At 70.3% G+C, this 25,398-nt stretch carries 22 protein-coding genes; 8 read left to right on the top strand and 14 right to left on the bottom strand.

The window, feature by feature from the left end:
• Positions 1 to 158 precede the first annotated feature (158 nt).
• Positions 159 to 1,631 carry a catalase gene (locus MKL11_RS21150; RefSeq protein ID WP_243947034.1) on the bottom strand — a complete coding sequence of 491 codons (1,473 nt, stop codon included), beginning with the start codon at positions 1,629 to 1,631 and terminating at the stop codon, positions 159 to 161.
• Between the two features lie 368 nt (positions 1,632 to 1,999).
• Between MKL11_RS21150 and MKL11_RS21145 the strand changes: the two genes are divergently transcribed.
• The 5 genes from MKL11_RS21145 to MKL11_RS21125 all read left to right on the top strand — a co-directional run bounded on the left by MKL11_RS21145 (position 2,000) and on the right by MKL11_RS21125 (position 7,417).
• Positions 2,000 to 4,042: a protein meaA gene (locus tag MKL11_RS21145; RefSeq protein WP_243947032.1), complete on the top strand. Its 2,043-nt coding sequence runs from the start codon at positions 2,000 to 2,002 to the stop codon at positions 4,040 to 4,042.
• 190 nt (positions 4,043 to 4,232) lie between these two features.
• Positions 4,233 to 4,715 (top strand): hypothetical protein, encoded by a 483-nt coding sequence (locus MKL11_RS21140; protein ID WP_243947030.1) that lies wholly within the window; start codon positions 4,233 to 4,235, stop codon positions 4,713 to 4,715.
• Positions 4,712 to 5,281, top strand: coding sequence for a hypothetical protein (locus tag MKL11_RS21135; protein WP_243947028.1), 570 nt, complete (start codon positions 4,712 to 4,714; stop codon positions 5,279 to 5,281). The genes MKL11_RS21140 and MKL11_RS21135 overlap by 4 nt, the downstream gene beginning before the upstream one ends.
• A gap of 187 nt (positions 5,282 to 5,468) precedes the next feature.
• On the top strand, positions 5,469 to 6,500 hold the full coding sequence (locus MKL11_RS21130; RefSeq protein WP_243947026.1) for an MraY family glycosyltransferase: 1,032 nt from the start codon (positions 5,469 to 5,471) through the stop codon (positions 6,498 to 6,500).
• On the top strand, positions 6,497 to 7,417 hold the full coding sequence (locus MKL11_RS21125; RefSeq protein WP_243947024.1) for an NAD-dependent epimerase/dehydratase family protein: 921 nt from the start codon (positions 6,497 to 6,499) through the stop codon (positions 7,415 to 7,417). Before MKL11_RS21130 ends, MKL11_RS21125 begins: the two co-directional genes overlap by 4 nt.
• Before the next feature lie 19 nt (positions 7,418 to 7,436).
• Here MKL11_RS21125 and MKL11_RS21120 read toward each other — a convergent pair whose 3' ends face one another.
• The 8 genes from MKL11_RS21120 to MKL11_RS21085 form a co-directional block, all read right to left on the bottom strand.
• Positions 7,437 to 9,437, bottom strand: a complete 2,001-nt coding sequence (locus tag MKL11_RS21120) for an SDR family NAD(P)-dependent oxidoreductase (RefSeq protein WP_243947022.1) — start codon at positions 9,435 to 9,437, stop codon at positions 7,437 to 7,439.
• Between the two features lie 96 nt (positions 9,438 to 9,533).
• Positions 9,534 to 9,692: a hypothetical protein gene (locus MKL11_RS21115; RefSeq protein ID WP_167367636.1), complete on the bottom strand. Its 159-nt coding sequence runs from the start codon at positions 9,690 to 9,692 to the stop codon at positions 9,534 to 9,536.
• Between the two features lie 91 nt (positions 9,693 to 9,783).
• A complete protein-coding gene (locus MKL11_RS21110) occupies positions 9,784 to 10,650 on the bottom strand; it encodes a DUF1206 domain-containing protein (protein ID WP_243947021.1) in 867 nt (288 codons plus the stop codon).
• Between the two features lie 129 nt (positions 10,651 to 10,779).
• Complete coding sequence (locus MKL11_RS21105) at positions 10,780 to 11,121, bottom strand: hypothetical protein (RefSeq protein ID WP_092036933.1); 342 nt, start codon at positions 11,119 to 11,121, stop codon at positions 10,780 to 10,782.
• A gap of 62 nt (positions 11,122 to 11,183) precedes the next feature.
• Entirely contained in the window at positions 11,184 to 11,747 is a 564-nt protein-coding gene (locus tag MKL11_RS21100) for a Uma2 family endonuclease (protein WP_243947020.1), read from the bottom strand.
• A 61-nt stretch (positions 11,748 to 11,808) separates the two neighbouring features.
• Complete coding sequence (locus tag MKL11_RS21095) at positions 11,809 to 12,369, bottom strand: Uma2 family endonuclease (RefSeq protein WP_243947019.1); 561 nt, start codon at positions 12,367 to 12,369, stop codon at positions 11,809 to 11,811.
• 56 nt (positions 12,370 to 12,425) lie between these two features.
• Complete coding sequence (locus MKL11_RS21090) at positions 12,426 to 13,616, bottom strand: M23 family metallopeptidase (protein ID WP_243947018.1); 1,191 nt, start codon at positions 13,614 to 13,616, stop codon at positions 12,426 to 12,428.
• Positions 13,617 to 13,692: 76 nt separating this feature from the next.
• The gene (locus MKL11_RS21085) at positions 13,693 to 14,160 is read right to left on the bottom strand and encodes a peroxiredoxin (protein WP_243947017.1); all 468 of its coding nucleotides are present in this window, start codon (positions 14,158 to 14,160) and stop codon (positions 13,693 to 13,695) included.
• 176 nt (positions 14,161 to 14,336) lie between these two features.
• Here MKL11_RS21085 and MKL11_RS21080 point away from each other — a divergent pair, with 176 nt between their 5' ends.
• Positions 14,337 to 17,792 carry a DUF3971 domain-containing protein gene (locus MKL11_RS21080; RefSeq protein WP_243947016.1) on the top strand — a complete coding sequence of 1,152 codons (3,456 nt, stop codon included), beginning with the start codon at positions 14,337 to 14,339 and terminating at the stop codon, positions 17,790 to 17,792.
• A gap of 36 nt (positions 17,793 to 17,828) precedes the next feature.
• Here MKL11_RS21080 and MKL11_RS21075 read toward each other — a convergent pair whose 3' ends face one another.
• A complete protein-coding gene (locus tag MKL11_RS21075; protein ID WP_243947015.1) occupies positions 17,829 to 18,470 on the bottom strand; it encodes a DUF2848 family protein in 642 nt (213 codons plus the stop codon).
• Positions 18,471 to 18,638: 168 nt separating this feature from the next.
• Between MKL11_RS21075 and MKL11_RS21070 the strand changes: the two genes are divergently transcribed.
• Complete coding sequence (locus MKL11_RS21070) at positions 18,639 to 19,958, top strand: MFS transporter (protein WP_243947013.1); 1,320 nt, start codon at positions 18,639 to 18,641, stop codon at positions 19,956 to 19,958.
• A gap of 151 nt (positions 19,959 to 20,109) precedes the next feature.
• Here MKL11_RS21070 and MKL11_RS21065 read toward each other — a convergent pair whose 3' ends face one another.
• Together MKL11_RS21065 and MKL11_RS21060 are read right to left on the bottom strand one after the other, a co-directional pair.
• Positions 20,110 to 20,883: a ferredoxin--NADP reductase gene (locus MKL11_RS21065; protein ID WP_243947011.1), complete on the bottom strand. Its 774-nt coding sequence runs from the start codon at positions 20,881 to 20,883 to the stop codon at positions 20,110 to 20,112.
• A gap of 255 nt (positions 20,884 to 21,138) precedes the next feature.
• Positions 21,139 to 22,089, bottom strand: a complete 951-nt coding sequence (locus MKL11_RS21060; RefSeq protein WP_243947009.1) for a ring-cleaving dioxygenase — start codon at positions 22,087 to 22,089, stop codon at positions 21,139 to 21,141.
• A gap of 113 nt (positions 22,090 to 22,202) precedes the next feature.
• Here MKL11_RS21060 and MKL11_RS21055 point away from each other — a divergent pair, with 113 nt between their 5' ends.
• Positions 22,203 to 22,523, top strand: coding sequence for a HigA family addiction module antitoxin (locus MKL11_RS21055; protein ID WP_243947008.1), 321 nt, complete (start codon positions 22,203 to 22,205; stop codon positions 22,521 to 22,523).
• Between the two features lie 4 nt (positions 22,524 to 22,527).
• Here the strand turns inward: MKL11_RS21055 and MKL11_RS21050 are convergent, their stop codons facing one another.
• Positions 22,528 to 23,820 (bottom strand): M16 family metallopeptidase, encoded by a 1,293-nt coding sequence (locus MKL11_RS21050; protein ID WP_243947006.1) that lies wholly within the window; start codon positions 23,818 to 23,820, stop codon positions 22,528 to 22,530.
• 109 nt (positions 23,821 to 23,929) lie between these two features.
• The gene (locus MKL11_RS21045; protein WP_243947004.1) at positions 23,930 to 25,339 is read right to left on the bottom strand and encodes a M16 family metallopeptidase; all 1,410 of its coding nucleotides are present in this window, start codon (positions 25,337 to 25,339) and stop codon (positions 23,930 to 23,932) included.
• Positions 25,340 to 25,398 lie beyond the last annotated feature (59 nt).

Below are 25,398 nucleotides of genomic sequence, written 5' to 3'. Positions count from 1 at the left end.
GTTCTCAAAGGCCGCGGTTCTCCTCCGCGCTATAGCGGCGATGTCGGGGGCGTCCAAGTGGGCCGAAAGTCGAAATCAACGGGATACGGGCGTGAAAAAGGCGCCGGCACAAGGCCGGCGCCTTCGTATTCAAATTCGGCTTGCAGACCGACCAAGTATTATTCGGCGGCAGCCTGGTGGGTGCCGATCCCGAGACCTTCCGCGACGCCCCGGCCGAAATCCGGGTGGACCTTATACCAATGGCCGATCATCCGCTCCTGGATGTGGCGCGGGGAATCGCCCATCGAGGTGACGATGTTCTTCACGAGTCGCTGGCGCTCACCCTCGTCGAGCACCTTCGACCAGAGCTGGCGCGGCTGGCCGTAGAGGTCCTCGTCGTCGTTCGGCCAGCCGTAGCGTGCCGCGTCGCCCTGGATCCGCAGGGGCGGCTCGGCGACGGACGGATCCTCCACCGGCCCGCCGAACGAATTCGGCTGGTAATCCACCTGCGCGCCGTGGTTGCCGTCGGTCCGCATCGACCCGTCCCGGTGGTAGGTCTGCACCTTGGCGTTCTTGGCCTGGTTCACCGGGATCTGGTGGTAGTTCACCCCGAGCCGGTAGCGATGCGCGTCCGAATACGACAGGATGCGGTTCTGCAGCATCTTGTCCGGCGAGAAGCCGATGCCCGGCACCACGTTGGACGGCTCGAAGGCCGATTGCTCGATCTCGGCGAAGTAGTTTTCCGGATTGCGGTTCAGCTCCATCTCGCCGATCTCGATCAGCGGGTAGTCGCCATGCGGCCAAACCTTGGTGAGGTCGAACGGGTTGATCCGGTAGGTGTCGGCGTCGAGTTCCGGCATGATCTGGACGGAGACCTTCCACTTCGGGAAGTCGCCCTTCTCGATCGCCGAGGACAGGTCGGCCGCGGAGTAGTCCGGGTCCTTTCCAGCGATCTCGTCGGCCTCGTCGGCGGACAGGTTCTGGATGCCCTGCTTGGTGTGGAAATGGAACTTCACCCAGTGCCGCTCGCCCTGATCGTTCCAGAGCGAGAAGGTGTGCGAGCCGTAGCCGTTCATGAACCGGGCCGATTTCGGCGTGCCGCGGTCGCTGTACAGGATCATCACCTGGTGGATCGCCTCAGGCGAGAGGCCCCAGAAGTCCCAGCGGCGCCAATGCGGCTTCAGGTGCGTGCGCGGGTCGCGCTTCTGGGTGCGGATGAAGTCCGAGAACTTGATCGCGTCGCGCACGAAGAAGATCGGCGTGTTGTTGCCGACGAGGTCCCAGTTGCCCTCCTCGGTGTAGAACTTCAGCGCGAAGCCGCGGGGATCGCGCGCGGTGTCGGCCGAGCCGGACTCGCCGCCCACGGTGGAGAACCGGGCGACCATCGGCACCTCCTTGCCGACCTCGGTCAGGACCTTGGCGCGGGTGTATTGGCCGAGCGACTTGGTCAGCCGGAACGTGCCGTAGGCGCCGTAGCCCTTGGCGTGCACCACCCGCTCCGGGATCCGCTCCCGGTTGAAATGGGCCATCTTCTCGATGAGGTGGTAATCCTGCATCAGCACCGGCCCGCGTGAGCCGACGGTGAGCGAATTCTGGTTGTCGGAAATAGGGTTGCCGAACGCAGTGGTCAGGCGCGGGCTCTGGTCGGCCATCGCTGTCGCTCCTTGAGGCGCTCGCCGTCGGCCGGTCGGTCCGGCCATCGCGTGCGCGTTGAGATACGGATCTGGAATGCGGCGGCCGCACGCGCGCAACGGTGCTGGGTGCAACCACCGGCGGTCCAACGCGCCGGTTCCAGTTTGGAGCCATTAAATTCCAGGTCACACGCGCGCTTGTGAGGCCGTGGCGGGACAGGCGCCTCAAATCCGGCTGTCAGCACGGACAAGTTTTTTAAACGCCGCCTAAGCACGACCTGTGCGCGTTGCACCTCTGTCGCGGATGACGCGCCCGGCCGCCTTCGCTACGGTGCGGTCAAGGCTGCGCCCCGAGCGCGGATCGTCAAGAACACGACATGGAGGCCAGGATGGGCGTGCGCGTCGCGGAAACCACGGGCGACAAGACGCCCCGCGATAAACCCTGGATCATCCGCACCTATGCGGGCCATTCCAACGCGGCCGAATCCAACGCGCTCTACCGGGGCAACCTCGCCAAGGGCCAGACCGGCCTGTCGGTGGCCTTCGACCTGCCGACCCAGACCGGCTACGACCCCGACCACGAATTGGCGCGCGGCGAAGTCGGCAAGGTCGGCGTCTCGATCGCGCATCTCGGTGACATGCGGACCCTGTTCCAGGACATCCCGCTCGCCCAGATGAACACCTCGATGACCATCAACGCCACGGCCCCGTGGCTGCTGGCGCTCTACCTGGCGGTGGCCGAGGAGCAGGGCGCGCCGTTCGACGCGCTCCAGGGCACCACCCAGAACGACATCATCAAGGAGTACCTGTCGCGCGGGACCTACGTGTTCCCGCCCGCGCCCTCGCTCCGGCTGACCAAGGACGTGATCCTGTTCACGACCCGGAACGTGCCGAAGTGGAACCCGATGAACGTCTGCTCCTACCACCTGCAGGAGGCGGGGGCGACGCCGGTCCAGGAGCTGTCCTACGCGCTGGCCATCGCCATCGCGGTGCTCGACACCGTGCGCGACGACCCCGAATTCGACGAGAAGAGCTTCTCCGACGTGTTCGGGCGGATCTCGTTCTTCGTGAATGCCGGGCTGCGCTTCGTCACCGAGATCTGCAAGATGCGGGCCTTCGCCGAGCTCTGGGACGAGATCGCCCAGGAGCGCTACGGCATCGACGACCCGAAGAAGCGGATCTTTCGGTATGGCGTCCAGGTGAACAGTCTCGGACTGACTGAACAACAACCTGAAAATAACGTCCACCGCATCCTGATCGAGATGCTGGCCGTGACCCTGTCCAAGCGCGCCCGCGCCCGGGCGGTGCAGCTGCCGGCCTGGAACGAGGCGCTCGGCCTGCCGCGTCCCTGGGACCAGCAATGGTCGATGCGCATGCAGCAGATCCTGGCCTTCGAGACCGATCTTCTGGAATATGACGATATCTTCGACGGCTCGAAAGTCATCGAGGCCAAGGTCGAGGCTCTGAAGGCCGAGACCCGGGCGGAGCTGGAGCGGATCGGCGGCATCGGCGGCGCGGTCGCCGCGGTGGAGACCGGCGCCCTCAAGCGCGCCCTGGTCGAGTCGAACGCCCGGCGGATCTCGGCGATCGAGGCCGGCGAGCAGATCGTGGTCGGCGTCAACAAGTGGCAGCAGGGCGAACCCTCGCCGCTCACCGCCGGGGAGGGCGCGATCTTCTCCGTCTCCGAGACGGTGGAGATGGAGGCGCAGGGGCGCATCCGCGACTGGCGCAGCAAGCGCGACGACCGGGCGGTCGGTCAGGCGCTCGAAGCCCTGGATCAGGCGGCGCGCTCGGGCGCCAACATCATGCCGGTCTCGATCGCGGCCGCGAAGGCCGGCGTCACCACCGGCGAGTGGGGCGAGCGCCTGCGGCAGGTGTTCGGCGAGTACCGGGCGCCCACCGGGGTCAGCCTCGAGACTGTCTCCTCCGGGGCGGCCGAGGAGGCCAAGCTGCTGATCGCCGATCTCGGCGAGCGGCTCGGCGAGACCCCGCGGCTGGTGGTCGGCAAGCCCGGCCTCGACGGCCACTCCAACGGCGCCGAGCAGATCGCGCTCCGCGCCCGGGACGTCGGCTTCGACGTCACCTACGACGGCATCCGCCAGACGCCGGCCGAGATCGTCGCCAAGGCGAAGGAGACCGGCGCCCACGTGGTCGGGCTGTCGATCCTGTCCGGCAGCCATGTGCCGCTGGTCCGCGAGGTCCGCGCCCAGATGCGCGAGGCCGGGCTCGACCACATCCCCGTGGTGGTCGGCGGCATCATCTCCCCCGAGGACGAGCTGGTCCTGAAGAACATGGGCGTGCGCGCAGTCTACACGCCGAAGGACTACGCCATCGACGCGATCATGATCGGTCTCGCCAAGGTGGTGGAGAAGAGCCTGGACCGGCAGGGCAGCGCGCCGGAGCCGACGCGGGAGGGTGCGCAGGTCTATTGAGGCGGCCGGGATGCCGGTTGCATCGATCGATAAGGCCCCCAGTCCTCCGCCGGACAGGCCACGACAGCGTTCGACGGGCTCGCGACTGAGATCGCATCAGCCGCGGCCCTCGCCCCGGGGATCGAGCTTCTGTAGAATCGATTGCGTCGCTTGGCTTCGCCTCGGCGGCGCGTAGACCGGAGGCGGCTGTATGGCCCTGAGAGAGACGATCGAGCGCCTGAGGGATGCGCGCGGCGAACGGGAAGATCCAACCGATATCGTCGACCGGTGGAAGGGAGCCGTGTCTCGACTCTACGACGATATCGCCGCGTGGTTGAAGCCTTACGTCGATGACGGCGGCCTTGTCCTCGAACGGGTTACGAAAGCGGTCCACGAGGAGGCTACGGGGGCCTACGAGATCGATGTGTTGGACATCGAGGTGGGAACCGAGACCGTGCGCCTCGAACCCATGGGCGCCGTCGTTATTGGTGCCCTCGGCCGGATCGACATGTCCCTCCTGGGCAGCGGCGATCCATTGTTCTTGGTGCTAGCCGGCCCCGCACAGCAACCGACCTGGAACCTCGTCAAACCTTCGAAGCGTACGCGGTCGACGGCTCTTACGAAGGAGACCTTCGAGGCGACGCTGGAAGAGCTTCTTGCGGCCTACGGCCTGCGGTCGGGGCCGACGATGTGAGCGGGCGCAAGCTCGACGCCTCGTATATCGCCCTCCAATCACAGTTGGGCGCGCATGCCTATGCCAGGCAAGCCGCGCTGCGCCCGGGCGCGGCGGCAGAGTTTCTCGGCGGGCTCGGTGTCCCGATCGGCGACATCGTGAAAGACCACAGAAAGGCCATCCAAGAGCATTTCGAGCGTGTCGGGCGGCAGATCCGTCGGCAAGGCTTCACGGACCTCGTGTCCTCATTCGAGGCGGATCTGTTCCGGCTGCTCCAGATGGCTTCGAGCAAGGTGCGCCATGTCCTGAACGCGCATTACGAACCGGACTTCCCCTTCGCCGCTCACCGGGAGGATCTGGCTCGGACGACGGCGGACTTCTCCAATCTCGGCGGCTACCGCCGCTTGGTGGCCGTGACATCCGGGGGCCGTGTCGATCCACGCAAGGATTTGTGGGAGATCATCGCGTACCGAGACTTCCTGGCACATGGGGAGCGTTGGGCATTCGCGGCGAATCCGCCGACGATCGATTTCGCGTACGCGACGCTCTCGAAGGAGATCAATCGCGTTGAGGCGTCGGGCCGGTGAGTCGCTGCGGGCTGCGGACGTCGCGAGTGCGGACGTAGCCACCGGCCCTGTGCGCATGACGCCATCCGGACAAGCTTCCGCGCAGCCACTTCGCCCGAGGCTTGATGCAAGGAGAGGGCTATTGTTCCTCAGGACCATCCATCCGGTCCCGCAGGGGCCGAGCAGTGTTCCGTTTCCGTGACAGCGCATGCCGTTCCAAGACGCCGTGACCCCGATCCTCCTCCTCGCCGTCCCGCTCGCCGCCGCCCTGTCGGCCGGACTGATCCTGCGGCTGCGGCCGGCCCTGCAGCGCTACGCCCTGGCGCGGCCGAACGCCCGGTCGAGTCACACGGTGCCGACCCCGCAGGGGGGCGGGATCGCCGTGGTGACGGCTTTGGTGACGATCTCGGGGCTCCTGATCGCGGCGCCGGAGATCGGCGGCCGGCCGGACTGGGTCCGGCTCGCGAGCGGTACCCTGGTCCTGGCGTTGCTGGGCGCCGTGGACGACCTGCGACCGCTGCCGGCCGCCCTGCGGCTCGTCGTGCAGACCGGGGTGGTCGGCGTGCTGGTCTGGCAGCTCGACGGGCGGCTGCTGCCCGGGGCGCCCATCTGGCTCGAACGCGGCCTGGCGCTGCTCGCGGGGGTCTGGTTCGTCAACCTGACGAACTTCATGGACGGGCTCGACTGGATGAGCGTGGCCGAGATCGTACCGGTATCCGGCGCGCTGCTGCTGCTTGGGCTCGCCGGATACCTGCCGGCTCTGCCGGTCCTGGTCGCGGCCTGCCTGTTCGGGGCGATGCTCGGCTTCGCGCCGTTCAACCGGCCCGTCGCAAAACTTTTCCTCGGGGATGTCGGCGCGCTGCCGATCGGGCTCGTCACCGCCTGGCTGCTCTGCCAGCTCGCCCTGGCGGGGGGGCTCGCCGCCGCCCTGCTGCTGCCGCTGGTCTACCTCGCCGATGCCAGCCTGACGCTCGCCGCCCGGGCCGCCCGGGGCGAGCGGGTCTGGGAGGCGCATCGCGGGCATTACTACCAGCGCGCCACCGATCACGGCCTGACGGTCCCGGGCGTCGTGGCGCGGGTGTTCGCGGTCAACCTCGTGCTGGCCGCGCTCGCCGCCGCGACCTTGCTTTGGCCGTCCTGGCCGGTCACGCTCGGGGCGCTCGCGGCCGGGCTCGCCCTGGTCGCCGCCCTGCTCCGCCGCTTCGCCCGCGCCCCCGCCCAAGGTGTTGCCCACTCGTGACCGGATTGATCGCGCTCACCGGGGCGACCGGGTTCATCGGCCGCCACCTGCTCGCCGACCTCACCGCCCGCGGCTACCGGGTCCGGGTGCTGCTGCGCCGGCCGGCGTCCCTGCCGGAAGGCGCCGCGAGCGCGGTGGTCGGCGATCTGACCCGCCCGATCAACATGGCGGCGGCGCTCAGCGGCGTCGACGCCGTGGTCCACTCGGCGGGCTTGGCCCACGCCATGTCGGGCGCCCCCGAGGACGATTACCGCACCCTCAACACCGAGGCGACGCGCAAGCTCGCGGAGGCCGCGGCCCGGGCCAAGGTGCGCCGGTTCGTGTTCCTGTCCTCGATCCGCGCGCAGGTCGGCGCCAGCGCGCCCGGCGTGGTCGGGGAGGCCGACGAGCCCCGGCCCACCGACGCCTACGGCCGCTCCAAGCTGGAGGCCGAGCGGGCGCTGGCCGAGACGGGACTCGACTGGGTCGCGCTCCGCCCGGTCCTGGTCTACGGCGCGGGCGTGAAGGGCAACATGGCCGCGCTGCTGCGGCTCGCCCGCAGCCCCTACCCCCTGCCGCTGGGCGGGCTGGCGGCGCGGCGCTCGCTGATCTCCCTGGAGAGCCTGTCGGGGGCCGTGGATGCGGTCCTGCGGGCGCCGGATCCGATCCGGTCCGCCCTGATCGCCGCCGATCCGGACCCGCTGAGCCTCGCCGAGATGCTCGCGGCGCTCCGCGCCGGCCTCGGCCGCAAGCCCGGGCTGGTCCCGATTCCGCCCGGCCTTCTCGGGCTGGCCTGCCGGCTGACCGGCCGGGAGGCCTTGTTCGCCCGCGTTGCGGAAGGCCTGGAGGCCCGCGCGGATGGCCTCGCGGCGCTCGGATGGCGCCCGGCCGCGCCGACGCGCGACGGGCTGGCTCGGCTGGCGCGAGCAGGGGGCTGAGCGCTGGAAACCGGTCCGATCAACCGATCGCGGCGCTCGCGGCGCCGGCCATCGGCTCGGCCTCGATCGTCGGGCCGGCGACAGCCTGGCCTCGCCCGGCCGGCCGCTGCGCGTGGCGCTCGCGGAAATGCGGCACTGCCGCCTCGAACACGGCCTCCGCGGCCGCCCGGTCGCCCGCTGCGACGGCCGCCCGCAGCTGCGCCACCCAGGCGTCGAGGCGGGCGCGGTCGGCGAAGACCGGGCGGGCCGCCATCACGCCGTCGATGCCCGGCAGGGTGACCCGGGGCTCCTCCCGGGCGAACAGGATCTCGTTGAGCCGCTCGCCGGGCCGGGCGCCGGTATAGGCGATCTCGATCTCCGCCCCCGGCTCGAACCCGGCCAGCCGGATCATCCGCTCGGCGAGCTCGGCGATCCGCACCGGCTGGCCCATCTTGAGCACGTAGACCGCCGCGCGCTCCGTCTCCGGGGCGGCCCGGCCCTCGCCGTCGGCGTGGGAGGCCGCGGTCAGAACGAGGTCGCAGGCCTCGCGCACGGTCATGAAATAGCGGACCATGTCGGGATCGGTGACCGTGACCGGGCCGCCCCGCGCGATCTGCGCCTTGAACACCGGCACCACCGAGCCGACCGAGCCGAGGACGTTGCCGAAGCGCACGGCGATCAGCCGGGTGGGGTGGTCGGGCCTGGCGGATTGCTCGGCGTCCAGCGCCTGGGCGACCATCTCGGCGAAGCGCTTGGTGACGCCGAGCTGCGAGACCGGCTCGATCGCCTTGTCGGTGGAGACCATCACCAGGGCCCGGGCGCCCGCCGCCACCGCGGCCTCGGCGACGTTGATCGAGCCGAACACGTTGGTCTTGATGCCCTCCTGCCAGTCGCGCTCGAGGTAGGGCACCTGCTTGAGCGCGGCGGCGTGGACCACGCAATCGGGCCGGAACGCCACGATGACCTGACGGACCCGCTCCCGGTCGCGGATATCGGCGAGCACGCCGGTGACCGCGGCCTGCGCGGACAGGATCGCCGGGTGGCTGAGGATGCCGTGGAGCGCCGGCTCAGAGGATTCGAGCACCAGCACCGCGGCGGCCCCGAAAGCGACGGCCCGCAGGCAGATCTCCGAGCCGATCGAGCCGCCGCCGCCGGTCACCACCACCCGGCGGCCGGCCAGGAATGCCTCGAGACGCGGCCGGTCGATCGCCACGGTGGGGCGCAGGAGCAGATCCTCGATCTCGAGGGGCGCCAGTTCGGGGCCCTGCGCGCCCTCGCCGAGCCCGACCACCCGGGCGAGCGGCAGGCCGAGGCGCCGGGCGCGGGCGATGAGGTCGTCGGGGGCGGCCTCCGGCACCAGGGCGCTCGGGGCGGCCACCAGCCGCCGCACCGGCTCGCCGCCGGCGGCCAGGTCCGCCACCACCCGTTCGAGGTCCCGGAAGCCGCCGAGGACGGGCACGCCGCGCATGAACTGCCCGGTCTCGTCCGCCCGGGGCGACAGGATCCCGCGAGGCGCAAGCTTTCGGACCGAACCGGTCTCGATGGCGCGGATCAGCACGTCGAGATCGGCGCCGCGCCCGAGCAGCAGGGTCGGTACGGTGGCGGCCCGGGCGCTCGACTGCCGGGAGCGGGTATCCTTGAGGTACCGGAACGCGAGGCGAGCGCCCCCGAGCAGGAAGATCTGCAGCACCCAGTACAGAAGGATCGCGATCTTGCCGAAGAAGTAGAAGCCGTAGAGGTCGGACGAGACCAGGACCCAGTCGGTCACCAGCAGGGCCAGCGCCAGGACGCTCGATGCCCGGACGATCCCGGCGAGGTCCTGCAGCGAGGCGAAGCGCCACTTGGTCCGGTACAGCCGGAACCGACCGTAGACTAGGCCGGCGAAGAGCAGGAACGGCGGCAGCAGCAGCGGCAGGGCGTGCAGCCGCTCGTCCAGCATGCCGCCCTGGAAGCGGAACAGGAAGGTGAGCACCACGGCAGCGGCGGTCGCCGCGAGGTCGTGGGCCACCATCACCGCGATCTTGTAGAAGCGCTGCTGCATCGGGGGCCGGATGGGGTGCCGCGCGGTATCCGCCGCGGCATCCGCCCTGTCAACGCGAGGCCGGACGCCGCGGGGGCATCCGGCCGGCGGTTCGTCCTACTTGACGATCGCGCCGGAGAAACCCGTCTTGAAGTTCTTCTGGTAGGTCCGGCCCTTGAGCGGGTAGACCTTGTCGACGAGCAGGGTTTTGACGCGTTCGTTAAAGTCTTCGGTCGTCACGGTCTGCGCCTTACCCGTAATCAGCGTCCTGGCCATGATCGTCTCCGCGTCGTCGCCCAGGGCACGGTATTGCGCGGAGGGTGAACTCTACATGGGGCATCAACCAAAAATTACAAAGGTTTATCTTTCAGGTCAGCGCCCGCACCGCCGCTCCAGCCGCGTCGTCGACCCGGTCGATATCGGGGGCATCGATGCGCCGGTAGCGGGCCTTGATCAGCCCGAACACCCCGAAAGCGGCGTGCCCAGACCCGACCACAGCGAGCAAAATCCAGCCATAGGGCTGGGCGCGCAGCAGCGCGAAGGCTTCGGCCAGCCCCTTCGCCTCCGACGAGCGCTGGTGCCAGGCCGCCGCCACCAGGAACCCGCCGATGATCAGGAAGGCGATGCCACGGGCCGCGTAGCCGAAGCGGCCGACCGGGCCGGCCCAGCGGTCGCGGGCCCGGGCGTCGAGGGCGAGCCGGTCGGTGACGTCGCCCTTCCAGGCCTTGCTCAGGATTCCCTTGCCGAGGAAGCCGAAGCCGCCGCCGATCACCCCGAGGCCGCCGAGGGCCACGAGCCAGCGGCCGAAGGGCTTGGACAGCAGCCAGGCGGTGCCGTCGTGCACGCCGTCGCCGCCGCTCATCCCGAGGCCGAGGCTGAGCGAGGCCGCGCTGACGGCCAGGCCGAGATAGATCGCGGCGCTGATCAGATGGGCGCCGCGCACCGCCAGCCCCTTGGCCGACGTGCCCCGGCGGTCGGCATCGGTCACGCCCTCGACCAGGCGCCAGAGCGCGAAGCCGGCGAGCCCGAGGGCGATCAGCCCGACCAGGACCGCGCCGAACGGCCCGCCCAGGACGGCACGCAGGGCATCCTTGCTATTGCCGGCCCGGCCACCCTGGCCGATCGCGGCGAGCAGCGCCAGGGCGCCGACCACGATGTAGACGATGCCGCGGGCACCGTAGCCGAGGCGGGCGATGCGCTCGATCGTGTTGCGCCCACCGGGGAGGGGCGTCATGCGCGGCCCTGGGCGGAGCGTTGTTCAGGGTTCGGCACGGGCGGGTCCGGGGGCTTGGGACCGGTCAACGTCGGGACGCCCGCACCTGATCCGTTGCCAATTCTACACCAGCGGCCGGATCACACCGGATCACATGGGCGTCCGCTCCGCGCGGCCGGCCAGGGCGACGTAGAAGCCGAGCCCGTCCTGGGCCGGCAGGGTGTGCAGACGCTCGATCAGGCCGCGGCGCTTCGCGTCGAGGAGCAGGCGACCGGCCGGCTGGAACAGGGTCTCGCCGCCGCCCTCCGGGGGCGGGTCCAGGCGGATCGCCACGGTCTTGCCCTTGGCGAAGCGGCTGCGCTCCAGCATGTCCTTCAGCGACGCCTCCGCGGTCGCCCGGTTGGCGCCGCGCAGGTCGAGCACAGATTCCGCGTCCGTCACGCCGAGGGCGCCGCGCAGCTTGGCCGCATAGAAATCTTCGAAGTGGGGCAAGTCGGTGCCTTGACGCTCTGCTGGGCCGGGGAGACCGGCGCGTGAAGATCGGGTGCGGGGGCTCAGACGACGAGTCCGCAGTAGATGTCGCTGACCGGCACGGTGCCGTCGACTTCCGGCAGCGCAAGGCTGCCGTCGAGACCGAGCGCCTGCACGGTCCAGTCGTCGGCCTCCCGACGCCACACCTCGACGCGGGCCTCGTCGGAATAGACGATCAGCAGGACCTTGAGGCTCGGGACGGTGCGGTAGAAATCGATCTTGCGGCCCCGGTCCAGGCTCTTGGTCGGGGGTGACAGCACCTCGGCGACCAGAACCGGGTCGGCCGCATAGCCGTCCGGCAGCGGCGGTCCGCACCGCACCACCACATCGGGAATCGGCACGAAATCGTCCTGCGCGGCGCTGACGATCCCGAGGTCCGGCAGGGCGCGGCAGCCCTTACCATCGGCGAGATCACCGATCCGGCGGATCAGGTTGGCCACGATCGCCTGATGGCGTTCCCACGGCGGCGCCATGAGCACGGGTTCGCCGTCGAGAAGCTCCCAGCGCTCCCCGTCCGGGCGATTCTCCGCCCAATGCATGAACTCGGCACATCCCATGCGCGTGTCGCGCCGCGCGGCCACAGCCATCGCCGCCCTCCGATCCCGGCGCGATGGTAGCACCCGCGATGGCGCCCGCAACAGCGCCGGTTCAGAAGGCCACCCGGGCGTAGATTTCGCCCACCGGCAGGCCGCCGCCGAGTTCCGGCAGGGCGACGGACTCGTCCGGCCCGGCGACCCGCATCGTCCAGCCGGCATCCCGGCGCCAGACCTCGATCCGGGCCTCGTCAGAATAGACGATCATCAGGGTCTGGAGGCTCGGGACGGTGGCGTAGAAGGCGAGCTTGCGGCCCCGGTCGTTGGTCATGGTGCCGGGCGAGAGCACCTCGGCGATCACCAGCGGGTCGTCGATGTAGCCGCTGGGCGGCATCGACCCGCAATGGACCACGACATCCGGGTAGGGCGCGTAATCGTCCATCGCGTCGCTCAGGATCGCGAGGCCCGGATAGGCGCCGCAGCCGCGCGGCTCGGCCAGCGCGTCGAGGCGCGTGAGCAGGTTGGTCACGATGCGCTGGTGCCGGGCGCTCGGGGGCGCCATCAGCACCGGCTCGCCGTCGAGCAGTTCCCAGCGCTCCTCGTCCGGACGCGGCTCGACCCAGCGCCGGTACTCGGCGACGTTCATGCGGGCGTCGCGCCTCACAGCCAATGCCATGGCGGCCTCCGTTCGGTGGCGCGACGATAGCATGAGTCTCTGATTCCGGCACCGGCTCAATCGGTTGCGAGCGCTGCCGCGAGGTCCCCACCGGCCTCGAGGAAGCGCTGGGGGTCGACCGGCTCGCCGTCGATCCGGGTCTCGTAGTGCAGATGCGCCCCGGTGGAGCGCCCGGTCGACCCGACCAAGCCGACCACGTCCCCCGCGGCGACGCGCTGGCCCGGTCGGACGGCGATGCGGGCGAGGTGGCCGAATCGGGTGACCACGCCGTGGCCGTGGTCGATCTCGACCATGTTGCCATAGCCGCCGGCATAGTCCGCGGCGCTCACCCGGCCGGGGGCGGTGGCGCGGGCGGGCTCGCCGTACTCGGCCCTGAGGTCGAGCCCGGTATGGAGCGCAAGCCCCCGGGTGAACGGGTCGAGCCGGGCGCCGAACGGGCTCGACACCACCGGCTCGCCGCCTGTCGGCCGGCCGAGCGGCAGCCCGGCGGCGAGCCGGTGCAGGCGCGCGCCGTCGCCGAGCGTCCGGCGGGCCAGGGCCAAACTGCTGTCGAAACCGTTCGCGAGGCCGGTCCCGTCCAGGGCGCGGGCATCGAGGGGGACCAGCGGGCCGCCGGTTCCGGTCGCCGCCGTGCGGTCGAGGCGGTCGGGGTCGAGGCCGGTGCGGCCGATCAGCCCGCGCAGGCGCCGGACCGTGTCGCCGGCCCGCTCGACCACCCGGGCGAGGCGCTCGCCTTGCGCGGCCCCTACACCGTCCAGCCGCGCCTCAAGGCGGATCAGCCCGGTCTCGGCGTCGATGGCGCTGCGGCGGGGAAGGTCAGGGGACTGAGACGGGAACGGGGGCGACGCGCCCGCCTCAGCCGGACGCAGGCCGAACCCGTCCTGGGTCTCATCCGGGCGCGGCAGCGCGCCGGTGGTGAGCGGATCGGCGGTCTGGGCTCCGAGCCCGGCCAGGGCCGCCTGGCGCCGCTCCAGCTCGGCCTGCCGCTCCAAGGCCGCCGCGACCCGATCGGCCAGGCTCGATTCAGAGCCGGCCCGGTCGCGGCCGACCCGGTCGAGCCGGTCCTGCAGCTCGGCGAGCCGGGCCTCGTAGGCGTCCCGCATCGCGCCCTGGCGGGCGACGAAGCCGGCGAGCACGTCGTCGTGGAACACGATCAGGTAGGAGGCGCCGAGCGCCCACAGGAGGGCGAGGGCGAGCCCGGCGGCGAGGAACTTGGTGCGGATCTTGGGAAGCGGCGCGCGATGCATCGGGACGGCCCCGTGGGAGCCGCCATTCAGACCCGATTAGGGTTAAGGATCTGTCGCGCAGCGCTCCATCGCCCGGTCAGGGCAGCGCCCGGACGGCGTCCAGCACCGCCGCGGCATGGCCGGGCACCTTCACCTTCGGCCAGACCTTGGCGATCCGCCCGTCGCGGTCGACCAGCACGGTGGTACGCTCCACGCCCATGTACGTGCGCCCGTACATGCTCTTCTGAACCCAGACCCCGTAGGCTTCCAGCACGCCCTTGTCCTCGTCGGAGGCGAGCGGGAAGGCGAGGCCGTACTTGCCGCAGAACTTGTCGTGGCTCTTCACCGGGTCCGGCGACAGGCCGATCACCTGCGCGTCGGCCTCGGCGAAGGCCGGCAGCAGGCCGTTGAAGTCCTGAGCCTCCAGGGTGCAGCCGCTCGTGTCGTCCTTCGGATAAAAATAGAGCACGATCTTGTGACCGCGGAGTGCCGACAGCGCGATCCGGCCTCCGCCGGAGGCGGGCAGGTCGAAATCGGGGGCCGGATCGCCCTCTGACAATGGCATCGTGCCTTCCTTTCGGCCGATTGATGGTGTGCAGTCCCGCCATGCGCGGCAGCTCCATAAGGTTGCGCCGCGCCGCCCGACCAGAACTCGGAGTCACGCCCGCTGTAAAGCGCGGACGCGCTTCGATCCACCGGCCGCGGAGTTCCGCGCGCGAAGCCCCCGGAACAAGGGTCCCGATGGCGGACGAGACGACCTTGGCAGGCAAGCCTCGGGGGAGGGCGCGACGCTGGGGCGGGTTCTGCCTCGTCGGCGCCTTGACCCTGGTGCTGCTCGTCGGCGGCGGCATCGGGCTGGCGGTCCTGCGCCTGTCGAACGGCCCGCTGCAGATCGACGCCCTGTCGCGCCGGGTCGCGGCCGCGGTGGCCGAGCGGATCGGGCCGGGCTGGAGCATCGGGATCCGCGGCAGCAGCCTCGAGCTGGACCGTGAGAACGCCTTGAGCCTGCGCTTCTCCGGCCTCGACATCCGCAACCCGGAGGGCGAGCTGGTGGTGCGGGCGCCGCTGGCCGTGGTCAGCCTCGACCCCTGGGGCCTCCTGCACCTCAACCTGCAGCCGCGCTCGATCGAGTTCCGCGAGACGCAGACCACCGCCCTCGTGCACCGGGACGGATCGATCGCGTTCGCGGCCTCCGAGGCCAACCACCCGGTCGATATCGAGCCGCACACACCGCCGAGCGTGGACGAGGCCCGGGGCAAGGTTTCGCCGCTCTCGGCGACCCTGGCCTCGATCTTCGGCGTGGTGCTCGATTCCAGCGGCATCGTCGGCGCCCTCGACCGCGCCCGCATCACCGATGCGCGCCTGCGGCTGATCGACGACGACGGCCGCGAGCGCGCGGTGTTCGCCCGGGTCAACGGGCTGTTCGGGCGCGATCCCGTCAACGGCACCCGCAACTTCGAGTTGCGTCTGGACGGCCCCCACGGCGAGTGGCGCTTCGGCGGCTCGCTGCGCGAGGGCGGGGACACGCAGGAGCGCTCGGGGGTCATCACCCTGGACGACCTGCCGGTGCCCGACCTGCTGCTGCTCTCGGGGCAATCGAGCCTGCCGCTGACCACCGATCTCAAGCTCTCGGCCCGCGCCGACGTGAGCCTGGCGGCCGGACGCATCAAGACCATGAGCGCCAAGGTCCATACCGGGGACGGCACCTTCCTGATCGAGGAGAAGGACTTCAACCCCGTCACGGTCGAGAGCCTGGACGCGACCCTGAACTGGGACGAGGCCGGCCGGGTCATGTCGCTGACCGGCCTGGATTACCGGGGGGCCGGCAACGCGGTCCACCTGACCGGGACCTGGAAAGAGAGCCCGCCGGACGCCGCCACGGCCTGGACCGCGACGCTCGCGGGTCGCGACGCCGTCTTGCGCGGGGCGACCGCAAAGGACGCGCCGGTGAAGATCGACGCGCTCGACGCGCAGCTCACCGGCCGCGACGGCGGCATCGCCATCGACGCCCTCAATGTTTCGGCCCCGGGCGTGCAGGGGGTGATCACCGGCACGATCGGCACCAGCGCGGACGAGGGCGGCCTGACGCTGCGCATCCTCGGCCATGACGGCGAGGTCCGGACCGGCCTGCGGCTGTGGCCGGAGCATATCGCGCCGCCGGCCCGCACCTATCTGGTGGACCAGTTGCGCCGCGGCCGGATCGATGCCGTCGACATCCGCGTGAAGATGTCCGGCACCGTGCTGGCCGCCGCGACCAAGGGCGAGCCGGCCCCGGACGACGCCGTGCATATCGATTTCCGCGTCTCCGACGCGGCGCTGGACGTCACCGCCGACGCGCCGCCGGTGGTCAAGGGCAACGTCTCCGGGACCATCACCGGCCGTTCCACCACCGTGCGCAACGTGACCGCCGAGATCCGCGGCCCGGACGGCCGCGGGCTTTCGGTCTCGGACGGCAGCTTCGTGATCCCGCAGATCACCCCGGATCGGGTCGTGGCCCAGATCGGCATGCGGCTCTCCGGGGGCGCCGACGGCATGGCCTCCGTGCTCCAGGCGAAGCTGTTCAAGAGCCTGATGAGCGTCGATGTCGACCCGGCCACGATCAAGGGCAACGCCGACCTGCGGGTCGACTTCCCCCTCGACCTCAAGCACGTGCCCGACCTGCCGAGCCTGCCCGTGACCCTGTCGGGGACGCTCTCCGACCTCTCGGTCGACAAGGTGATGGGCAAGGACCGCCTGGAAGCGGGCAAGTTCGCCCTGCTGTACGATCGCGGCGCCTTCACCCTGAAGGGCGACGGCCGGGTCGGGGGCGCTCCGGTCTCGGTGGACATGCGCCAGCCCAAGGTCGGCCAGCCCGGCGAGGCGGTGGTCACCCTCGCCCTCGACGAGGCCCTGCGGGTCAAGAAGGGCCTGCCGACCGCGCCGCAGCTCTCGGGCACGATCCCGGTCCGCGCCGTGGTGCCGATCGGCCGGCCCGGATCGGGCAAGCCGCCGATCAAGGTCGAGGCGGATCTCGCCAAGGCCGGCATCGACGGGCTGGTGCCCGGGCTGACCAAGCCGGCGGGCAAGCCGGGACGCGTCAGCTTCACGCTGTTGGATGGCGGCCAGACCTACGAGCTGCGCGACTTCGCCCTCGACGCCGCCCCGGCCGCCGCCCGCGGCAGCCTCACGATCAGCCCGGAAGGCGGCCTGGAGCGCGCCGACCTGACGGGCGTCAAGCTGTCGCCGGGCGACGACCTGCGGGTGAGCCTCGACCGCACCGGCAACGGCTACAAGGTCGTGGTCCGGGGCGCGGTGGTGGATGCGCGGCCGTTCCTCAAGTCGCTCGGCGGCCCGGACGCCAAAAGCGGCAAGGAGGCGAAGGAAACCAATCCGAAGGATATCGACGCCGACATTCAGGTGCCGATCGTGGCGGGCTTCAACGACGAGGCGCTGACCAACGCCAATTTGCGGCTGTCGCTGCACGGCCGGACCCTGAAAGCCGCCAACATCACCGGGCGGTTCCGCGCGGCCCCGTTCGCCGCCACCGTCACAAGGGGCGAGCGCGGCGTGCCGACGCTGGCGGTCGAATCGGCCGATGCCGGCGCGACCTTGCGCTTCGTCGACGTGTACCGGCGGATGTATGGCGGGCGCCTCACCGCCGGGATCGGCCTCAACGACGGCCCGCAGGCCGGCGTGGTCCAGATCCGCGACTTCTCGCTCCGCAACGAGCCGGCCCTGTCGAGCATCATGGCGCAGGGACCGGAACCGGCCGAGACCGACGCGACCCGCGGCCGCCGGATCGCCCCGGGCCGGGCGGCGGGCGACGTGACCTTCGACCGGATGCGGGCCAATTTCGTGCGCAGCGGCAGCCGGGTCGATTTCAGCGACGCCGCGATCTCCAACGCCGCGATGGGCTTCACCCTGTCGGGCTGGCTCGATACCGGCCGGGAGCGCACCGACATGAACGGCACCTTCGTGCCGCTCTACGGCCTCAACAACGTTGCCTCGCAGCTGCCGCTGCTCGGGCCGCTCCTTGGGGGCGGGCACAACGAGGGCCTGTTCGCGGTCAATTTCCGCGTCGCCGGCAAGCTCGCCTCGCCGGATGTGAGCGTGAACCCCCTCTCGGCCATCGCCCCGGGCTTCCTGCGCAAGCTGTTCAGCGCCGGCGGCGGCCCCTTCGCGGACGGCGTGCCGACGGTCCCGCAGGGCGAGCGATAGCCTTCCGCCCCGGCCGCTATGCGGTGCGGCCCGGCCCTACTCCCAGGCCCGGGGCAGGACATCGACGCGATAGGCGACACGGCTGACATTGCCTGCGCCGTCAGCGAGCGCGACGCGCCACCCCTCGGCGAACTGATCGATCCCCGGCGTCATAGGGATCGTACCACTGAGAAGCAGGGTGCCGGCCCGCAGCAAGCCGGCGGCGCGAAGGCGATCGATCCAGTAGCGCGGCGACAGCAATTGCGCCGGCGTTCCATCCTGGATCAACAGCTCCGTACCGCCATGGCTGACCCAGCCCTGGAGCGTGAAGCCGTCCAGGGACGCCTCGATGTCGGCATAGCGCCAGGCAACATCGCCGATCATATCGGGGAAGGATTGCTTCGACCACGCGACGCCGTGGACCTCGAGAGCCCGGTCGGTGTGGTCGCAGGCCGCCGCGATCAGGATGTCGTCCGGATTGTCGCCGACAATCATGGCCCATTCCGCCTCGCCGGAACTGCGTGCGTGCGGCGCCTGCAACAGGGTGCCCTGGCTGACGAGGTGCTGGGAGAGCGGATAGAGAGTCGGCGTGGTCTTTGGGGCCGGCACGCCGAGCGCAGCCAGCTCATCGATGTGGTGTTGCACCTCGCTCTGGTCGCGCCCCGCATATCCGCCGTTGAGGATCCAGTCGATCTTCACGCGCCGCGCGCCGACCCCGACGACATCGAGTTCTACAGACTGCATGCGAGCGGATTCCAGTTTTTCGGCGGGATGACTGAAAACGAGGCGGCTCTGCCTGCTCGATCGTCTCGACCCTCAAGAGCTCAGGTATACAATGCGTCGGCATAACGGCAAGGAAGTGCGCGCGTGGACGTGAGTGTTCATCCTGAGGATGGGACGACTCGGAAACAGGGCCTGAAGCGCGCCTTCATCGCCAGCCTCGCCGGCACCTCGTTGGAATGGTATGATTTCGCCGTTTACGGTGTGGCGGCCGCCCTGGTCTTTGGCCAGCTGTTCTTCCCCGGCGACGATACCTTGACCGGCACGCTGAAGGCGTTCGGAACCTACGCGGTGGGTTACGTTTCCCGCCCCCTCGGCGGCGTGGTCTTCGGGCGGCTCGGCGACTTGATCGGCCGCAAGAAGGTCCTGATCTGGACGTTGTTGCTGATCGGTGTGGCCACGTTCCTCATCGGCTTTCTGCCGTCCTACGCACAGGCGGGTTATTTCGGCCCGCTCATGCTGGTGCTGCTGCGTTTCGCACAGGGCGTCGGTGTCGGCGGCGAATGGGGCGGGGCGGTTCTCCTGACCAGCGAGTTCAGCAAGCCCGAAGAGCGGGGCTTCTGGGCGTCGGCGGCCCAGGTCGGGCCCCCGCTCGGAACGCTCTTGGCCAACGGCGTCCTAGCCCTCCTGGCCGGCTGCCTCACCAACGCGCAATTCCTGGATTGGGGCTGGCGCCTTGCCTTCTTCCTGTCGGCGATCCTGGTCGGCTTCGGACTCTGGATCCGGCACCGTCTCGAGGAGACTCCGGTCTTCAAGGCGATCGAGGAGCGGGGCGAGAGGCCGGCGGCTCCCGTCACCGACGTGCTCACGACCCAGCGCCGTCCGCTCGTTGCGGCGATCCTGTGCCGCGTCGGACCGGACGTCCTGTACGGCATGTTTGCGGTCTTCGTACTGACCTACGCGACGGCGCAGCTCAAGATGCCCCGCGGAGAGGCGATCACCGCCGTCATGATCGCGTCGGCGATCCAGCTCGTGACCATCCCGTTCGCGGGTCACCTCTCGGATCGCTGGGGCCGGAAGCTCGTCTACAGTGTCGGCGCGGTCGGCGGCGCAGTCTGGATTTTCGTATTTTTCGCCATGACCGCGGCCGCCAGCCTCCCGTTGCTGATCATCGGCGTGACCGCAGGGCTCTTCTTCCACTCGCTGATGTACGGGCCCCAGGCGGCGTTCATCGCCGAGCAATTCCACGCCCGGCTGCGCTATACCGGCAGTTCGTTGGCCTACACGATCGCGGGGATCATCGGTGGTGCGGTCGCGCCCCTGGTGTTCACGTGGCTGCTGTCGCGCGATCCGAGCGGCTTCAGCATCGCCTGCTACGTAGCCGTGGCGGCGTTGGTCACGCTGGTCGGCCTGGCGATGGGTCAGGCCGTGCTGGACGAGGCCGACGTGGCAGCGCTGCACGCCTGACCGCATCGAGCCGGAATCCGAAACGCTGGCGTCGCACCACCGACCTCGGAAGACGCGAAAGCCGCGACGATCGCCATGAAGACGACCGGGTCACGGCTTTCCAGACGGGGACCGCTCGCTTCTGAAGACGTCGTCCCCGGGGCAGGGACGCTTACTTCTCGACGAAGGCCTTCTCGATCACGTAGTGACCGCCTTCGCCGTGGTTGCCTTCCTCGTAGCCGCCAGTGCTGAGCAGCTCGCGGGTGTCGCGGATCATGTCGGGGCTGCCGCAGAGCATGAAGCGATCGGCCTCGACCGACATCGCCGGCAGGCCGATATCGGAGAACAGCTTGCCCGAGACCATCAGGTCGGTGATCCGGCCGCGGTTGCGGAACGGCTCGCGGGTCACGGTCGGGTAGTAGATCAGCTGGTTCGAGATCATCTCGCCCAGGAACTCGTGCTTGGGCAGGGACTCGGTGATGGTCTCGCCATAGGCCAGCTCCTGCACCTGGCGGCAGCCATGGACCAGCACGACCTTCTCGAACCGGTCGTAGGTCTCCGGGTCCTTGATGATCGACAGGAACGGGGCGAGCCCCGTGCCGGTGCCGAGCAGGTAGAGGTTGCGGCCCGGCAGCAGGTTGTCGAGCACCAGGGTGCCGGTGGGCTTCTTGCCGACGATGATCGGGTCGCCGACCTTGAGATGCTGGAGCTTGGAGGTCAGCGGCCCGTCCTGGACCTTGATCGAGAAGAACTCCAGTTCCTCCTCGTAATTGGCCGAGACCACCGAATAGGCACGCAGCAGCGGCCGCCCCTCGACCTCGAGGCCGATCATGGTGAACTCGCCGTTGCGGAACCGGAACGCCGGATCCCGCGTGGTGCGGAACGAGAACAGGTTGTCGGTCCAGTGATGCACCGACAGAACGCGCTCCTCGTAGAACTTGCTCATCGACGGATCAGTCCTCGAATTCCTCTGACGCTCGGCCCATGCCCCCGATGAGTCGGGGTCCATGAGGTTCGGCGGATCGCCGCCGCCCCGCGGGCGCGGGGTTGGACCCCGCGCGGAAGCGCATCGGGATCCGGATGTCGAACCCCTATGGGTTCTTCTTGTCGGGTGCTTCTTTCGCAGTTGCAGCACGCCCGTCAAGGCGCGCCAGGATCACACCTGCCGAAGAAGTGAATCGCCTGGAATCGTTCGAATATTCTAACCGGCGGTGACCGGCCGGAGCGGCTTCAGCCCGGCCTCGATCGCGGCCCGGCGCGGCTCCAGGAACGGCGGCAGGGCGAGGCGCGCGCCCAGGCTCTCCAGGGGCTCGTCGGCGGTGAAGCCGGGCCCGTCGGTGGCGATCTCGAACAGGATGCCGTTGGGCTCGCGGAAATACAGGCTGCGGAAGTAGTAGCGATCCACCGGCCCGCTGCTGGGTACCCGGGCGGCCTTCAGCCGATCGGCCCAGGATTCGTAATCCGCGTCGGGGATGCGGAAGGCGACGTGGTGGACCGCGCCGGCGCCTTGCTGCGCCGGCGGCGCGGCGTCGGCCAGGAGCTGGATCTCGGCGGCCGGGCCGCCGGGTCCCATGGCGTAGACCGCGACCGGGCCGTCGCCGGTCTCGAAGGTCCGTGCCCGGCGCATGCCGAGCAGATCGGTCAGCACGGCGGCCGTCCGGGACGGATCCGGCACGGACAGCCGGATCGGGCCTAAGCCCCGGACCTGGTAGGCCGCCGGAACCGGGGAGGCGTCCCAGGGATGCTCCGGGCCGGTGCCGCCGTCATCGACCAGGGCGAGGCGCTGGCCCTCGGGATCCTCGAAATCCAAGGTGAGGCGGCCGTCGCGCAGGGCGGGCTCGGCCACCACGGTTCCGGCCTCGCGCAGGCGCGCGTGCCACCAGATCACCGCGCCTTCGCCCGGCACGCGCAGGTGGGTGCGGGTGATGCTGTTCGATCCGCGCCGCTCCGGGGGCGCCGGCCAGTCGAAGAAGGTGATGTCGCTGCCGGGGCTCGCCAGCCCGTCCGCGTAGAACAGGTGATAGGCCGAGACGTCGTCCTGATTCACGGTCTTCTTCACGAGCCGCAGGCCGAGCGTGCCGGTGTAGAACGCCACGTTCTCCGCGGCGCGGGCGGTCACCGCGGTGAGGTGATGGATGCCGGTGAGCTGCATTTTTTGGACCCTGCTCCGATGCGCCTCAGTTAAGAATCGCTGTCGGCATTGCGAGTGCAGGGCTGACCCGCAGCACACAGCGGCGTTCGCCCCCCTCCGATGGGAGATACCCGATGGCCGTCGCGTACGAGACCGACACCGTCCTGCCGCCGCTGCATCCCGGCGAGGTGCTGCGCGAGGATTTCCTGATTCCCCTCGGCCTGTCGGCCGGTACGGTGGCGCGGGCCTGCCGCGTCCCGCGGACCCGGATCGAGCGGATCGCCGCCGAGCAGATCGGGGTCTCGACCGACACGGCCCTGCGTCTCGGCCGCTATTTCGGCACGAGCGCGGAGTTCTGGCTCAACCTCCAGCGCCAATACGAGGTGGAGACGCTGAGCCTCAGCATCGGGCCGGAGATCGAGCGGATCGCGCCGCTCTCCCCCGCGGCGGCCTGACCCCTCAGAGCCCGACCGGCCGCCCCGCGGCGACCACCAGCATCTTCCCGTCCGCAAAGGTCCGGGCGGCGGCGCGGCGGATGTCGGCCTGGGTCACGGCCGAGACCAGGGCGTTGCGGCGGGCGATGTAGTCCATGCCCAGCTCCTCGAAGGCGATCTGCACCAGCTGGTGGGCGATCTTGGTCGAGGTGTCGAAGCCGAGCGCGTAGGAGCCGGTGAGGTAGTCCTTGGCCTTCTGCAGCTCGTCGTCGTCGGGCCCGTCCGTGATCAGCCGGCCGATCTCGTCGCCGATCACCGACAGAGCCTCGCCGACGCGCTCGTTCTTGGTGGCGGTGTAGCCCCAGGTCATCGCGGCCGAGCGGTGGCTCACCAGCGAGGTGCCGACCGAATAGGCCAGCCCGCGCTTCTCGCGCACCTCCTGGAACAGGCGCGACGTGAAGGCGCCGCCGCCCAGGATGTGGTTGAGCACGTAGGCCGGGATGAAGTCCGGGTCGCGCCAGGCCACGCCGGCCATGCCGAAGCGGATCACCGATTGCGGCACGTCGAGGTCCACGACGATGCGCTTGCCGAGTTCCTGCACCTCGGTGCGCGGCACCGCCTTCAGTTCACCCGCATCCGGCAGCGCCCCGAAGGCGCGGTTGAGGCCCTCGGCGAGCTGCTCGGCCCCGATGGCGCCCACCGCCGCCACCTTCACCCGGCCGCGCCCGATGATGCGGGCATGCATCGCCAGCAGGTCGTCCCGGGTGATCGTGGTCACGCTCTCGACCGTGCCCGAGGAGGGCCGGGCATAGGCGTGGCCGGCGAACGCCTCCTTGAAGAACCGGCGCGAGGCCAGCACGCCCGGATCGTTCTGCTGGTAGCGCAGGCCGGCGATGACCTGGCCGCGGACGCGCTCGATCGCGTCCGGATCGAGGCGGGGCTTGGCGAGCGCCAGGGCGAGGAGCGCGATGCCCTCGTCGGCATGCTTGACCAGCATCTTGAGCGAGCCGCCGATCGCGTCGGGGCCGGCATGGAAGGACAGTTCGATCGCCCGGGCGGCCAGCCGCTCCTGGAAGGCGTCGGAGGTCAGGTCGCCCGCCCCCTCGTCGAGCAGCCGGGCCAGCATCTGGGCGCAGCCGGCCTTGCCGGCCGGGTCCTGGGCGGCGCCGCCCTCGAAGGTGAAGGCCAGGGCGATCATCGGCACCACGGGGGATTCGACGTGCCACGCCTCGATGCCGGCGGCGGTGGTGACCGGCAGGGCCGTGGTGGGCGAGCTGGCGGCGGCTGCGGTGTCGACCAGGGTCTCGGCGACGCTCATGGGAACCTCTTTTTCATCGTGTCACGGGCGGCGGAGCCGGTCGAGGCTCACGGCCTGATGCAGGTCCCGGCGGGGCCAGAAACCGCCCGCCGGGATGCGCCCGAAAGAACTATTCCGCGGCCATCGCGACCGGGGCGTCGGGGTCCTGAGCCTTGGTCAGGTAGCCGGTGACCGAGCGGGCCGGGGTCAGCCAGCGCTCGGTGGCGGCCTTGAGGCGCTCCTGCGAGACCGCCTCGATATCGGTCGGCCAGCGGCGGACCTCCTCGATGGTCTCGCCGATCGCGAGCGCCGAGCCGTAGATCCGGGCCAGCGAGGACTGGCTGTCGGAGGAGTAGACGGTCTCGGCAACCAGCCGGGTCTTGGCCCGCTCGATCGCCTCGGCGCCCAAGGCCTCCGCGGGGGCGCGGCGCAGGATCTTGTCCACGGCCTCCTCCAGCGCCTCCAGGGAAACGCCCTCGGCCGGCACCGCGTAGACGGAGAACCGGGTCTCGTCGATCGCCGAGCCCATGTACCAGGCGCCGGCATTCACCGCGAGGCCGGTCTCCATGACCAGCTTGCGGTAGAGATAGGAGGTCGAGCCGCCGCCCAGCACCTCGGCGAGCAGTTCGAGATCGTGGCAGCCGCCGTCCCGGGCGGTGATGCAGGAGGGGGTCAGGTAGAGCCGCTGCAGGGTCGGCTGCTCGACCTTCGGGTCGGCGACCGCGACCCGGCGCAGGGCCTTCGGCTCGGGCTCCCGCGCCCGCAGGCGCTCGGGCCGGGCGCCCTGGGGGGCGACGCGGCCGTAGGTGGTCTCGGCGAGACGGCGCACCTCGTCCGGGGTCACGTCGCCGGCCACCACCAGGATCGCGTTCTCGGGGGTGTAGAAGCGCTTGTAATAGGCCAGCGCGTGCTCGCGGTTCAGGCCCTCGATCTCGTGCATCCAGCCGATGATCGGGATGCCGTAGGGGTGGTGCACGAACAGCGAGGCGGCCATCGCCTCGGAGAGCTGGGCGGAGGGGTCGGTCTCGACCCGCATGCGCCGCTCCTCCAGCACCACGTCGCGCTCGGGGGCGACCACGGCGTCGTCGAGGACGAGGCCGCTCATGCGGTCGGCCTCGAACGCCATCATGGTGCCGAGATGATCGCGGGCGACCCGCTGGAAATAGGCGGTGTAGTCGTAGCTGGTGAAGGCGTTCTCCTGGCCGCCGAGGCCCGAGACCGCCTTCGAGAACGCGCCCACCGGGTGCGTCTCGGTGCCCTTGAACATCAGGTGCTCGAGGAAATGGGCGATGCCCGACTGGCCCAACGGATCATCGGCCGAGCCGTTGCGATACCAGATCATGTGGGTCGCCACGGGGGCCCGGTGGTCGGGCACGACCACCACGTCGAGGCCGTTGTCGAGGGTGAAGGCCGTGACTTCCGGGCCGCCCGCCTCGGACCGCCCGAACGGTGCAGCCTCGCCCCGTCCGGCGCTGGCGCCGAAGGACGAGCCCGGACGCAGCGGGAAGAGGGTGGGCGTCGCCTTCCTGAACAGGTGCATTCCGCTTTCCTTTTGCCGGCCCCGTGCCGGAAGCGCCCCTTGCCGGGACGCTCGCATGG

Source organism: Methylobacterium sp. J-077 (assembly GCF_022829365.1).
Lineage (GTDB): Bacteria > Pseudomonadota > Alphaproteobacteria > Rhizobiales > Beijerinckiaceae > Methylobacterium.
Note: the sequence above shows the minus strand (reverse complement) of the source record. Positions and strands in the feature narration are given on the sequence as shown.